This window comes from Embleya scabrispora (assembly GCF_002024165.1).
GTDB classification, from domain to species: domain Bacteria; phylum Actinomycetota; class Actinomycetes; order Streptomycetales; family Streptomycetaceae; genus Embleya; species Embleya scabrispora_A.
Genome location: NZ_MWQN01000001.1, coordinates 3,774,022 through 3,786,794 on the forward strand (window position 1 = coordinate 3,774,022; position 12,773 = coordinate 3,786,794).

The following is a 12,773-nucleotide window of genomic DNA, read 5'->3' on the forward strand; positions in this document are numbered from 1 at the left end:
CGCCGGTCTTGCGGGCGTGCGCCCCATCGGTGAAGCGCCGCCTCCGGCTCGGGTCGGGAGGTGGTCTCCCGGTCGGCCTCCGGTGGGGTGACAATCGAGGACGTGAATCCTTTCCGCCGCCGCCCCGACGCCGCGACCCGCTCCGTGACGCTGTTGAGCAAGCCGGGCTGTCACCTGTGTGACGACGCCCGGGTCGTGATCGAACGGGTGACCGGGGAACTGGGGGTGACCTGGACCGAAGTCGACATCACGCGGGACGCGGACCTCCAGCACAAGTACTGGGAGCAGATCCCGGTGACCCTGGTGGACGGCAAGCAGCACGATTTCTGGCGGGTGGACGAGCGGCGGCTGCGCAAGGCGCTCGGCGGCTGATTCGGTCCCATGGCCGGTCCGCTTCGATCCGACCCGATCGCGCTCGGTCGTGCGCCGGAGGAGGGGGCCGACCGGGGGACGAATCGCCGACACGTACGGTGGGGAGGTGGATGCGATGGGTCACCACGACTACGCACGGGCCATGCTCGAGTCACCTCATGTGATCGAGTTCACGCCAGGCTTCGGAACCAAGGCGTGACGAGCATCACGACAGGCGCGCAAATCGGACACCTACTTTGTGCGTACGTTCACAAAAGCCTAACCTGGCAATCGAAATCCCAGGTCCCACCCACAGGAGCAGCGTGGCTACAGGGCGTACCGAGCGACCGGCGCAGCGGGGACGTGGCATCCCCGAGGCGACGGTGGCGCGGCTTCCGCTGTACCTCCGGGCGCTCAGTGCGCTGTCGGAGCGGGGTGTTCCCACGGTCTCGTCCGAGGAACTCGCCGCTGCCGCCGGGGTGAATTCGGCGAAGCTGCGCAAGGACCTGTCGTATCTCGGCTCCTACGGCACCCGCGGGGTCGGTTACGACGTCGAGTATCTCGTGTACCAAATCTCGCGTGAACTCGGGCTCACCCAAGACTGGCCGGTCGCCATCATCGGCATAGGAAATCTGGGTCACGCCCTCGCCAACTACGGCGGGTTCGCCTCGCGCGGCTTCCGGGTCGCGGCCCTGTTGGACGCCGATCGGGCGGTCACCGGGCAGCGGATCGCGGGCATGGCGGTGCGGCACATGGACGACCTCGAGCAGATCGTGCGCGAGGACCACGTGTCGATCGGCGTGATCACCACGCCGGCACCGGCCGCACAGGAGGTGGCCGATCGACTGGTCGCCGCCGGCATCACGAGCATCCTGAACTTCGCGCCGACCGTGCTCTCGGTGCCCGAAGGGGTGGACGTGCGCAAGGTGGATCTGTCCATCGAGTTGCAGATCCTGGCCTTCCACGAACAGCGCAAGTCCGGTCTCGACCCCGTCGCGGGGCCGGTCCCGGCGCGACCCTCGAAGCCCGGGGAACGCGGCGACCTCCCCGAGGTGATGCCCGCGTGACCGGCTGTCGCACGGGTATCGCGCCCGCGAACACGGCGATCAACGGTAGGAAGACACCATGAGTGTCCTGGCGGTCGGCCTCAGCCACCGAACGGCCGAGGTCGGACTCCTGGAGCGGGTCTCGGTGACCGGGGCGGCCCAGGAGGCGCTTCTGCACGACCTGGTGGCGGCCGAGCCGGTCGGCGAGGCGGTGCTGCTGTCGACCTGCAACCGGGTCGAGGTCTACGCGGACGTGGACCGCTTCCACGGTGGTGTCACCGAACTGGGCAACCTGCTGTCGCGGCACACCGGGGTGCCGGTGTCCGAGCTGACCCCGTGTCTGTACGTGCACTACGAGGACCGCGCGGTCCAGCACCTGTTCTCGGTCGCCTGCGGGCTCGACTCGATGGTGGTCGGCGAGGGGCAGATCCTCGGCCAGATAAAGGCCGCGCTCGCGCTCGCGCAGACCCACGGCACCGCCGGACGGGTCCTGAACGAGTTGACCCAGCAGGCGCTGCGGGTCGGCAAGCGGGCCCACACCGAGACCGGGATCGACCAGGCCGGTCGGTCGTTGATGACCGTCGGGCTGGCCCAGGCCGAGTTGTCGATGGGCCCGATCGGCGGATGCCGGGCGCTTGTGGTGGGCGCGGGCTCGATGAGCGCGCTGGCCGCCAAGACGCTGCACCGCGAGGGCGTGGGCCACATCGTGGTCGCGAACCGCACCTACGCGCGTGCCGAACACCTGGCCGAGTCGGTCTCGGGTCGGGCGGTGCCGATGTCGGCGCTGCCCGAGGCGCTGGCCTCGGTGGACCTGGTGGTCTCCTGCACCGGCGCGGCCGGCCTGGTGATCGGTCGGGACGAGATCGAGGCCGTGCTCGCCGCGCGGCGCGAGCGTGGGGTCGAGCAGCCGTTGGTGCTGATCGACCTGGCGCTGCCGCGCGACATCGACTCGGGCGTGCGCGAGCTCGACGGTGTGGTGCTGATCGACCTGGAACTGCTCGCCGAGGTCTCCGCCGGTACGGCCGGCGAGGCCGACGTGGAACTGGTGCGCAAGATCGTCTGCGAGGAGGTCGCGGCGTTCGCGACCGCGCAGCAGGCGCAGCAGGTCGCGCCGACCGTGGTCGCGCTGCGCAGCATGGGCTCGGACGTGGTCCGGGCCGAGCTGGAGCGCCTGGTCGGGCGGGTGCCGGAGATGGACGAGCGGGTGCGCGCCGAGGTCGAGCAGACCGTACGGCGCGTGGTGGACAAGCTGCTGCACGCGCCGACCGTGCGGGTCAAGCAGTTGGCCGGCGAGCCCGCCGGCTCGTCGTACGCCGACGCGCTGCGGATGTTGTTCGATCTCGACCCGGGCACCCCCGAGGTGGTCCGCCGGGCCGACACCCCCGACAGCGTGGAAGGTGTGGCGTGACCGAGGCACCGTTGCGACTGGGCACCAGGCGAAGCGCCCTGGCGATGGCCCAGTCGGGTCAAGTCGCCGAGGCCGTCACGCGCCTGACCGGCCGCGCCGTCGAACTGGTGGAGATCACCACCCAGGGCGACGTCTCGCGCGAGCAGCTGACGCAGATCGGCGGCACGGGCGTGTTCGTCAACGCGCTGCGCGACGCGCTGCACGCCGGCGAGGTCGACTTCGTCGTGCACTCGCTCAAGGACCTGCCCACCGGCAAGCCCGACGGCATCACCCTCGCGGCCGTCCCGCGGCGGCACGATCCGCGCGACGTGCTGGTGGCGCGGGACGGACTCGCGCTGGCCGAGTTGCCGGCCGGATCCCGGATCGGGACCGGCTCGCCGCGCCGCGCCGCGCAGTTGCGACTGCTCGGTCTCGGCCACGAGATCCTGCCGATCCGCGGCAACGTCGACACCCGGGTCGGCTACGTACGCTCCGGGAAGCTCGACGGCGTCGTTTTGGCCAGGGCCGGCCTCGGCCGCCTGGACCGCGCGGAGGAGGTCACCGAGACCTTCGATCCGCTCCACATGCTGCCTGCCCCCGGTCAAGGGGCATTGGCCGTCGAGTGCGCGGCACACGATGCCGCCCTCGTCGAACTGCTCGCCGGTTTGGACGACTCGGACACCCGAGCCGCCGTACTGGCCGAGCGCACGCTGCTCGCCGTCCTGGAAGCCGGATGTTCGGCTCCGGTCGGCGCCCTCTGCGAGGTCGCCGAAGGCGAGCAGGTCACCGAGCTGTACCTGCGGGCCGTAGTCGCGAATGTCGACGGCACCGACAGCGTACGGTTGTCCGCCACCGGAACCCTCGACGAGGCGGAGAAGATCGGGCGCGAACTCGCGGCCGAACTCCTCGCCCGAGGGGCCTCCGGTTTGATGGGGGAGCGCGTCCCTTGAGCCCCAGAGCGAAGAAGAAGCCCAGCGGCATCGTGACCTTCGTGGGTGCCGGTCCCGGCGACCCGCGACTGCTCACACTGCGGGCCATCGAGGTGCTGGCAGAGGCCGACGTGGTGGTCGCCGACGAGGCGACGCTGCGCCAGGTCCTGTTCCACTGCAAGAGCGGGGTCGAGGTCCTGGACCCGGTGACCGGCGACGACGGGGAACTCCTGTCCGCCGTGGCCCGGGCCAAGGTCGTGGTGGCCGCCGCGCGATCGGGCAGGCAGGTGGTCCGGGCCGTGGCCGGCGACCCGTGTGTGGACCAGTCGGTCATCGACGAGGTCACCGCGGTCGCGAAGGCGAAGATCGTCTTCGAGGTCGTGCCGGGTGTGCCGGTCAGCACGGCCGTGCCCACCTACGCGGGTATCCCGCTGCACCCGACCAAGGGCAGCGGCGGGGTGCGCGTGCTCGACATGGCCGAGGGCACGATCGACTGGGCCACGGTCGGCTCCGTCGAGGGCACCCTGGTGCTGCGCGGTGCGCTGGACTCGATCGCGGAGATCGCCCAGGAGCTGGTCGCGGGCGGGCGCAAGCCGGCCACGCCGGTCGCGGTCACGATCAACGGCACCACCACCGAGCAGCGCACCCTGGTGAGCACGCTCGCCCAGGTCGCCTCCGACGTGCGGGCCGCGAAGATCACGCTGCCGGCCGTCGTGGTCGTCGGCGAGGTGGTCGCCCAACGCGACACTCTGTCGTGGTTCGAGACCAAACCGCTGTTCGGGTGGAAGGTGCTGGTCCCACGGACCAAGGAGCAGGCGGTCACGCTCTCCGAGCAGCTGCGCTCGTACGGCGCGGTGCCGCACGAGGTGCCGACCATCGCGGTCGAGCCCCCGCGCACGCCGCAGCAGATGGAGCGGGCGATCAAGGGCCTGGTGACCGGTCGCTACGAGTGGATCGCGTTCACGTCGGTCAACGCCGTGCGCGCGGTGCGGGAGCGGTTCGAGGACTACGGCCTGGACGCGCGCGCCTTCGCGGGCATCAAGGTGGCGGCCGTGGGCGAGGCGACCGCGCGGGCGCTGGTCGAGTTCGGCGTGAAGCCGGACCTGGTTCCCTCGGGCGAGCAGTCGGCCGCGGGGTTGCTGGAGGACTGGCCGCCGTACGACCCGGTCTTCGACCCGATCGACCGGGTGTTCCTGCCGCGCGCCGACATCGCCACCGAGACCCTGGTGGCCGGTCTGGTCGAGCTGGGCTGGGAGGTCGACGACGTCACGGCGTACCGCACGGTGCGCGCGGCGCCGCCGCCGGCGGACACCCGCGAGGCGATCAAGGGCGGCGGCTTCGACGCGGTCCTGTTCACGTCGTCCTCGACGGTGCGCAACCTGGTCGGCATCGCGGGCAAGCCGCACGCGGTGACGGTGATCGCGTGTATCGGCTCGGCCACGGCGAAGACGGCCGAGGAGCACGGGCTGCGCGTGGACGTACTGGCGCCCGAGCCGTCGGTGTCCGCGCTGGCCGAGGCGTTGGCAGAGTTCGGAACCGCGCGACGGGCCGCGATGATCGAGGCGGGCGACCCGGTCACCCGACCGAGTGAGCGGCGACCGGGGTCGCGGCGCAAGGCCAAGTAGTCGTGGGGATCGAAGGCCGGGTAGTCGTAAGGATCGAAGGCCGAGTAGTCGTAGGGATCAGTCGTCGGGAACGAAGGCCGAGTAGTCGTCGGGATCGAAGGCTGAGCAACCGTAGTGATGTGGGAAATCCGCCGGCTGTGGTGGTTTCGGCGGATCGGTGAGAAAGGCCGATTGGCTCATGTCGTACCAGGCTGACGCATCGTCAGGGTTTCCCGCGCACCGTCCTCGGCGGTTGCGCACGTCCCCGGCGATGCGCCGGCTGGTCGCGGAGACCCGGCTGCATCCCGCCGACCTGATCCTGCCGATGTTCGTGCGCGAGGGCGCGAGCGAGCCGATGCCGATCTCGTCGATGCCGGGCGTGGTCCAGCACACCCGCGATTCGCTGCGCAAGGCCGCGCACGACGCGGTCGCGGCGGGCGTCGGGGGGCTGATGCTGTTCGGCATCCCGTCGGTCAAGGACGCGGTCGGCTCGGCCGGGTTCGACCCCGAGGGGGTGCTCCAGGTCGCGATCCGCGATGTGGTGGCCGAGGTGGGCGCGGACACCGTGGTGATGTCCGACCTGTGCCTGGACGAGTTCACCGACCACGGGCACTGCGGGGTCCTGGCGGCCGACGGCTCGGTGGACAACGACGCGACGCTCGAGGCGTACGCGCGGATGGCCGTGGTGCAGGCCGACGCGGGTGTGCACATGGTCGGGCCGAGCGGGATGATGGACGGTCAGGTCGGGGCGGTCCGGCGGGCGTTGGACGGCGCCGGGTATCAGGACGTGGCGATCCTGGCCTACAGCGCGAAGTACGCGTCGGGGTTCTTCGGTCCGTTCCGCGAGGCGGTCGAGTCGACGCTGCAGGGCGACCGGATGACGTACCAGCAGGACTCGGCCAACTCCGACGAGTCGGTGCGCGAGGTGCTGCTGGACGTCGCCGAGGGTGCGGACCTGGTGATGGTCAAGCCGGCGATGTCGTACCTGGACGTGGTGCGGCGGATCGCGGACGAGGTGCATGTGCCGGTGGCGGCGTACCAGGTCAGCGGCGAGTACGCGATGGTCGAGGCGGCGGCGGCGAACGGCTGGATCGACCGGGATCGGGTGATCATGGAGACGCTGACGTCGATCAAGCGCGCGGGGGCGGCGTCGATCCTGACGTACTGGGCGACCGAGGTGGCGCGGCGGGTGCGGTAGGGGGTGTGGTGGATCACCCGTTCGGGTGGTGGCGGGTCGGGCTGTGTTTGCGCGGCTCGGGGGCCTCGTACGGTTGTCGGGGAGCTGTCCGCTACCGGCGACCGTGATTCCCACTGGGGCGAAGAGGTGTCTTCCGATGGTGATTGCTACGCATGAGGCGGGCTCAGGCGCGCAGGCGGGACAGGGCTGCCGGGGGTAGGTGGCGGGCCAGGACGGCCAGGGCTGTGGTGACTTCGGCGAGGGTCTGTTCGTCGGTGGTGGCGAGGGCTCGGGTCAGGGCGTCCTCGATGCCGGCGGTGCGGACTTCGGTGACTCTGGGGGACGGGGTGGCGGCCGTGCGGACCAGGAGGCGGCGGCGGTCGGTGGGGTCCTGGGTGGTTTCGATCGAACCGGTTTCCTTGAGGCGGGCCACGGCGGTGGAGACCTGGCTTTGCGGCAGGCCGGTGCGGCGGGCGATCTCGCCGATGGCGCTGTCGGGGTGGGCGGCGATGTCGCTCAGGGCGATCAGGATCGAGCGCACGTTGCCGGGGTGAGGGGCGGTGCCGACCTCGGGGGCGGGTAGGGCGTCCTCGCCGATCTTCATGAGGGTGCGGCCGAGGAGGAAGAGGTCGACTGGGGTCATGGGGGTGGGGGACGTCATGGGCCGATAGTACATCGGAAAAGATGTATCGATGTTGATGCATCTGGATCGATGGATTACGGTTGCGGTCATGGATGGGCGGTGGTGAGTCGGTGCCGTTTTCTGCGACGACCTCTGGGGGATTCTCATGGCAGCGAACCTGGCCACCGGTGCGGTGTTGTCCGTGCCGGGTGCGGAGTTGTACTACGAAGTGCGGGGCTCCGGGCCGCTGTTGCTGATCGGGGAGAGTGGGGAGGGGGATGCCGGGCGCAGTGTGGACATGGTTGATCGGCTGGTGGCCGATTACACCGTGGTGACCTACGACCGGCGGGGGCTTTCCCGAAGTACGTTGGCCGACCCGGCGGCGCCGGTGAGCATCGGGGATCACGCCGACGACGTGGCGCGGTTGTTGGCCGAGGTCGCCGATGGGCCGGCGATGATGCTGGGGCTCAGCATGGGCGGGTTGATCGGGCTGCGGGTGGCGGCGACCCGGCCGGAGTTGCTGCATACGTTGATCGCGCATGAACCGGTCGCGCCGTGGTTGCTCTCCGATGCGGAACGCGACGCGCATCGGGGTGAGTTGAGCGCGATCCGGGAGGTGCATGCGCGGGCCGGGATGGGTGGTGCGTTTCCTGCGATCACGGCTCACCTGGGCATCGAGCCGGGCGTCGAGGAGCGTGAGCCGGGTCTGACCGCGCAGCCGATGAACGCGCGGCGGATGGCGAACTTCGATTTCTTCATCGGGCGGGAGTTTCCGGCGGTTGTGGCCGACGCGCTGTCGCCGGATCCGGTGCGCTCCTCGGCGACGCGCATCATCCCCGGAGTGGGTGCGACCACGGGGCGGCGGGTCTTCACGCGGCGGTGTGCGGTGGCGCTGGAGGGGGTCGTCGGGGTTGGGGCGGCGGTGTTTCCGGGAGGGCACAACGGCAATCTGACGCACCCGCGGGCGTTCGCGGCGGCGGTGCGGGGGGTGTTGGGGGGCGTGGCCGGCTGAGGTGGGCCGGCGGTGGGGCGGAGTTGTCGGCGGGGTCGGCGGGGCGGGTTGGTGGGTCACTCGTACGTGGGGTTTTCCGGGGTTCGTTCGGGGTGATTCGGTGGGTCGGGTCAACCTTGCGCCATGGCCGACTCTCGGGTTGTGGCGCGGTTCCCGGTGGTGGCGTGTGTGTGCTTGCCGGTAGTCGGGGGTTGCGGTTCGGCGGGGGCCGAGGGGTGCGGGCGGCGGGCGGGCGTCGTGGTCGAGTCCGGTGGGGATTCGGGCGGGGGGCGGTGTGGGGTGCGCGTCGGGTGGACGGGTGTGGGGTACGCGCCGACGGGTGTGGGCGGTGGCCGGGGTCGGGGTGACGGAGGGGCGGCGGTGCGGGGCGAGGGCGTTGGTAAGCCGCCGACGAAACCGGCGCATCCGCGACCGCCTCGGCCACCGGCGACCAAGCCCCCGAAACCGCCTGCGCCGAAGCCGCCGGTGTTGGGGGAGGCGGGGGTGCGGCCGGCGATGACGAGGCCGGCGGGGTTGGGGCCGCGGGCGACGGTGCCGGGTGGTGGGGGCTTGGTTGGTTTGGGGGCCGGGGTTGGGCGTCCTGTGGTGGATCGGGCGTTGGGGTCGGGGCGGCGGCCGTTCGGTGTGTCGGTTCGGGTGGATGGGCCGGTGTGGCCGGAGGTGGGTGGGTTGAGGGTGGGCGGGTTGGCGGGGTGGCCGTTTTTCGGGTTTGTGTTCGCTATGGGGATCGGTATTGGTATCGCGGTCGGGGGCGGCGGGCGGGATTCGGTGGGCTTGGAGCGCTCTTGATGGATGTGGATGCCGCCGGAGAGCTTGACGGCTAATGGTGTTAGCCAGATGATGGACGCAGGCGGCTAACATCGTTAGCCACGACGGGTGGAGGCGGCATGAGCACCATCGTGGGCACGGGAATCCGCGGTTCGGCGGCGCTTCGGTGGACGCGGCGCGGAGCGTGGGGCGTACTGGCGCTGTTCTTGGCGGCATTCGCGGTGTTCGAGAGCGTGAAGTATGGCTTCGCCACCTCGGCGGCGGCGTTGGTCTTCTTCGTGCTGCCCGACCTGACCATGTTCGTCGGAGCCGGGGACGCGCTGCGGGACGGCACGCACGAGCGGGGCCGGCTGCAGGTGCGCGCGGTGCCGTTCTACAACGCGTTGCACCGGGCCTGGGTCCCGCTGATCGTGCTGGTCGGCTACTCCGTCGGGCCGATCGAGTGGCCGCCGCTGTTCACCGCCGGCCTCGGCTGGCTCACCCACATCGCGATGGACCGTGCCGCCGGGTACGGACTGCGCACTCCCGAAGGGTTCCGTAAGCATGTCTGACGTTTCGTACGTGTCCGCTCCTCCGGTCGGCGGTCGGGCGCGGGAGATCGTGGCCGCCGCGCGGGAACTCCTGGAGGGGGAGGGGCCGGAGGCGGTGTCGATGCGGCGGATCGCGGAGCGGATCGGGATCAAGGCACCGTCGTTGTACAAGCACTTCGCGGACAAGTCCGCGGTGGAGAGCGCGTTGATCGCGCAGGCGATGGCGGAGCTGGCGGAGGCGCTGGAGGCCGCGGAGGCGGCGTCGGCGGGCTCGGCGGGCTCGGCGGGCTCGGCCGGGTCGGCGGCGGGGGGTTCGCGGCTGGAACGGATCACGGCGTTCGCGCGGGCGTATCGGGCATACGCGCTTGCGCATCCGGATCTGTATCGGTTGATGAGTGGGCAGCCGTTGGATCGAGCCGCGTTGCCGGAGGGGCTGGAGGAGCGGGCGGCGGCGCCGTTGATGCGGGCCATGGGGGGCGATCACGACGCCGCGCGGGCGGTGTGGGGGTTTGCGCACGGGATGGTCGCGCTGGAGTTGGCGGGCCGGTTTCCGCCGGGGGCGGACCTCTCGGGGGCATGGGCCAGGGGCTGCGGGGCCTTTGCGGGGTGAACCCGACCTTGTCCGGCGACCCTCCCACGCGAGCCGGTCAGGGCCTCCTCGGCCTCAATCGCCGGCCGGGCTGGTGGGGTCTTGGTTGGTTGGGGGGTGCTTGGCCGGGGCGGCCTCAAACGCCGGCCGGGCTGGGTGGGCTGGGCGGTGTGTGCGTCGGCCGCCTCAAGCGCCGGCCGGGCTGATGGGGCTCATGGGCGGTTGCGCGTTGCTTGGTCGGGGTGGCCTCAAACGCCGGCCGGGCTGAGTAGGTTGGGCAGTGCGGGAGATCGGCCTCAAGCGTCTGGCGGGTTGGGTCGGTTGGGCGAGTGGTGCATGGGGCTCGAGGCTCGCTCGGACTGAGTGGGTGTGGGCCTACTGAAATTGCGCTTTCGGTTGCGGGGACTGGTGCGGGGTTGGCCCGGCACCAGGCGCGCCGCTGGCGTGCGGGGGCTCCGGGACTTGGGGTGCCCGGCGAGATGGCTCGTGGTCGGCGAAAACGGGCCAGCAGCGGCGGGCGAGGAGGGGGCTCGGGTCGAGCCCTTCGGGGTGCCTTTGGTCCGGGTGCTTCCGGCCGGCGTTGCGCTCGTGGTGGCGGGTGGCCGGTCCGGGGTCCGTCCGAGTCGATGGTGGGCCGCCGCCAGCGTTCGGGGCTCCGAGACTGCCGGTTCCCGACGAGACGGGCGCGTTGGTCGGCGAAAACCGGCTGGCAACGGCGGGCAGGGAGGGCGGTCGGGTCGAGTCCGCCGGGGTGCCTTTCCGAGGGGGTCGGGTGGCTTGGGGTGCGATGGGCGGGTGGGTGACGAAGGGTTGCGAACCCGGATCGCCTGGAGGGCTGTTGACTCGGTGTGAGAGAAAACCGCAGGTCGGTGCGGGCGGGCGGCTGTTGCGGGCGCCTCGGGATCCGGATTCGGCCCCTGCTGGGCACTTTCGGTCCTCGCGACAGCCCTTGAGGGGTTGCAATGCCCGAAGCCGGCTCCGATCGGCCGGTTTCGGTCCCCGTCCTGGCATCGAAGGGGCCGGAGCACACGAAACCGGCACTCGACACGCACCTTTCCGCCCCACTTCTGCAAAACCGCAGGTCGCCGAGGCTCAAGGTCCACGACCACCCGGCCGGGATCCCGTTTCGAAGCCCACCCCCTTCCCACCGCACCCCGAAGCCACCCGAAGGCGCCCCGGCGGACTCGACCCGAGCCCCTCCCTGCCCCGCGCTGCCAGCCGGTTTTGACCGAGTAACGCGCCCGTCTCGTCGGGAACCGGCAGTCTCGGGGGCCCCGCACGCCGGCGGCGGCCCACCATCGACTCGGACAGGCCCGGCACCGGCCACCCGCGACCACAAGCGCAAGGCGGGTCGGAAGTGCCCGGCCCACTCGAAAAGGCTGCCCGGGGGATTCGACCCGACCGCACTCCCTGCCCCCGCTGTCAGCTGGTTTTCGCCGACCCACGCGGCCGTTTCGTCGGGGGCCTCGGGTCTTGGAGCCCCGAGCGCCGGCGGCGGCCCACCATCGACTCGGACGGACCCCGGACCGGCCACGCGCCACCGAAGGCGCAACGCCGGCCGGAAGCACCCGGCCCACTCGGAAAGGCGCCCCGGCGGACTTGACCCGAGCGCCCTCCCCGCCCGCCGTTGCCAGCCGGTTTTCGCCGACCAATGTGCCCGTCTCGTCGGGGGCCTCAAGTCTTGGAGCCCCGAACGCTGGCGGCGGCCCACCATCGACTCGGACGGACCCCGGACCGGCCACCGGCGACCACAAGCGCAGGGCGCGCCGGGAACACCCCACTCACTCGAGAAGGCACGCCGAAGGACTCGACCCGAGCGCCCTCCCTGCCCCCGTTGCCAGCCGGTTTTCGCTGACCAATGTGCCCGTCTCGTCGGGGGTCTCAAGTCTTGGAGCCCCGCGCGCCGGCGGCGGCCCACCATCGACTCGGACGGGCCCCGGACCGGCCACCGGCGACCACAAGCGCAGGGCGCGCCGGGAACACCCCACTCACTCGAGAAGGCACGCCGAAGGACTCGACCCGAGCGCCCTCCCCGCTCCCATTGCCAGCCGGTTTTCGCTGACCAATGTGCCCGTCTCGTCGGGGGCCTCAAGTCTTGGAGCCCCGCGCGCTGGCGGCGGCCCGCCATCGACTCGGACGGGCCCCGGACCGGCCATCCGCCACCGAAGGGGCAAGGCGCGTCGGGAACACCCGGTCCGCTTGGGAAGGTGCCTCGGCCTGCTCGACCCGAGTGACCTTCCTGGCCGTTGCCGGCGGCCGGTTTTCGGTGAGCAATGCGGTTGGCTCGTTGGGAGTTCTCCGTCTCGGCGGCCCGCACGCCGGTGGTGGTTCGGCCCCGGTGCCGGGGCGAGCTGTCAGGGTTGGTTGGGGCAGGGGGAGGCGTTGGATTTTCTGGTGGGGCGGGGGGATGGGGAGTGGTATACGAGGTTGTTTTCGGTCCAGGACTTGTAGGTGCGCAGTGGGCGGCAGGGGATCGGGCCCAGGGAGCGGCCCGTGGCTATTTCGAAGGTGGCCTTGTGGGCCGGGCAGGTGAGGTGTTCGTTGGTCAGGGTGCCCCTGGAGAGGATGGCGCCGGCGTGGGGGCAGCGGTCCTCGAAGACGTGGACCGTGTCGCCGTGGCGCAGGATCGCGACCGGGGGGCTGGTGCCGACTCGGGTCGGGACGTCTTCGGGGAGGCTCGCGAGCGGGCCCAGGCACACCGGTGGGCGCTCCCGGCGGAAGGGTGACATCGTGCCCCCGGGGTTGGCGGTATCGCCCC

At 71.3% G+C, this 12,773-nt stretch carries 11 protein-coding genes; 9 read left to right on the forward strand and 2 right to left on the reverse strand.

Annotation, left to right across the window (positions count from 1 at the left end; genetic code table 11):
- Window positions 1–102 precede the first annotated feature (102 nt).
- From B4N89_RS16710 to hemB, 6 genes are all read left to right on the forward strand, one after another.
- Window positions 103–372, forward strand: a complete 270-nt coding sequence (locus B4N89_RS16710; protein WP_078979406.1) for a glutaredoxin family protein — start codon at window positions 103–105, stop codon at window positions 370–372.
- A gap of 302 nt (window positions 373–674) precedes the next feature.
- Window positions 675–1,418, forward strand: a complete 744-nt coding sequence (locus tag B4N89_RS16715) for a redox-sensing transcriptional repressor Rex (protein ID WP_078976624.1) — start codon at window positions 675–677, stop codon at window positions 1,416–1,418.
- A gap of 58 nt (window positions 1,419–1,476) precedes the next feature.
- Entirely contained in the window at window positions 1,477–2,805 is a 1,329-nt protein-coding gene (locus B4N89_RS16720) for a glutamyl-tRNA reductase (protein WP_078976625.1), read from the forward strand.
- Window positions 2,802–3,734, forward strand: a complete 933-nt coding sequence (gene hemC, locus B4N89_RS16725; protein ID WP_078976626.1) for a hydroxymethylbilane synthase — start codon at window positions 2,802–2,804, stop codon at window positions 3,732–3,734. The genes B4N89_RS16720 and hemC overlap by 4 nt, the downstream gene beginning before the upstream one ends.
- On the forward strand, window positions 3,731–5,338 hold the full coding sequence (locus B4N89_RS16730; protein ID WP_078976627.1) for a uroporphyrinogen-III synthase: 1,608 nt from the start codon (window positions 3,731–3,733) through the stop codon (window positions 5,336–5,338). Before hemC ends, B4N89_RS16730 begins: the two co-directional genes overlap by 4 nt.
- A gap of 178 nt (window positions 5,339–5,516) precedes the next feature.
- On the forward strand, window positions 5,517–6,515 hold the full coding sequence (hemB, locus tag B4N89_RS16735) for a porphobilinogen synthase (protein WP_078976628.1): 999 nt from the start codon (window positions 5,517–5,519) through the stop codon (window positions 6,513–6,515).
- A 163-nt stretch (window positions 6,516–6,678) separates the two neighbouring features.
- On the opposite strand, the gene B4N89_RS16740 is transcribed toward hemB, so the two are convergent.
- On the reverse strand, window positions 6,679–7,155 hold the full coding sequence (locus tag B4N89_RS16740) for a MarR family transcriptional regulator (RefSeq protein ID WP_235618651.1): 477 nt from the start codon (window positions 7,153–7,155) through the stop codon (window positions 6,679–6,681).
- A gap of 178 nt (window positions 7,156–7,333) precedes the next feature.
- On the opposite strand from B4N89_RS16740, the gene B4N89_RS16745 reads away from it, so the two are divergent.
- The 3 genes from B4N89_RS16745 (at window position 7,334) to B4N89_RS16760 (ending at window position 10,036) form a co-directional block, all read left to right on the forward strand.
- A complete protein-coding gene (locus B4N89_RS16745; RefSeq protein ID WP_235618652.1) occupies window positions 7,334–8,128 on the forward strand; it encodes an alpha/beta fold hydrolase in 795 nt (264 codons plus the stop codon).
- A gap of 887 nt (window positions 8,129–9,015) precedes the next feature.
- Window positions 9,016–9,447, forward strand: a complete 432-nt coding sequence (locus tag B4N89_RS16755) for a DUF4260 family protein (RefSeq protein ID WP_078976631.1) — start codon at window positions 9,016–9,018, stop codon at window positions 9,445–9,447.
- Complete coding sequence (locus B4N89_RS16760) at window positions 9,440–10,036, forward strand: TetR/AcrR family transcriptional regulator (RefSeq protein WP_078976632.1); 597 nt, start codon at window positions 9,440–9,442, stop codon at window positions 10,034–10,036. The genes B4N89_RS16755 and B4N89_RS16760 overlap by 8 nt, the downstream gene beginning before the upstream one ends.
- A gap of 2,333 nt (window positions 10,037–12,369) precedes the next feature.
- Here B4N89_RS16760 and B4N89_RS16765 read toward each other — a convergent pair.
- The gene (locus B4N89_RS16765) at window positions 12,370–12,744 is read right to left on the reverse strand and encodes a Rieske (2Fe-2S) protein (protein WP_078976633.1); all 375 of its coding nucleotides are present in this window, start codon (window positions 12,742–12,744) and stop codon (window positions 12,370–12,372) included.
- Between the last annotated feature and the right edge of the window lie 29 nt (window positions 12,745–12,773).

Bases quoted from the DNA above. Each gene is read 5' to 3' on its own strand.
- hemB (WP_078976628.1), top strand. From the start codon at position 5,517: ATGTCGTACCAGGCTGACGCATCGTCAGGGTTTCCCGCGCACCGTCCT.
- B4N89_RS16765 (WP_078976633.1), bottom strand. From the start codon at position 12,744: ATGTCACCCTTCCGCCGGGAGCGCCCACCGGTGTGCCTGGGCCCGCTC.
- B4N89_RS16740 (WP_235618651.1), bottom strand. From the start codon at position 7,155: ATGACGTCCCCCACCCCCATGACCCCAGTCGACCTCTTCCTCCTCGGC.
- B4N89_RS16755 (WP_078976631.1), top strand. From the start codon at position 9,016: ATGAGCACCATCGTGGGCACGGGAATCCGCGGTTCGGCGGCGCTTCGG.
- B4N89_RS16760 (WP_078976632.1), top strand. From the start codon at position 9,440: ATGTCTGACGTTTCGTACGTGTCCGCTCCTCCGGTCGGCGGTCGGGCG.
- B4N89_RS16720 (WP_078976625.1), top strand. From the start codon at position 1,477: ATGAGTGTCCTGGCGGTCGGCCTCAGCCACCGAACGGCCGAGGTCGGA.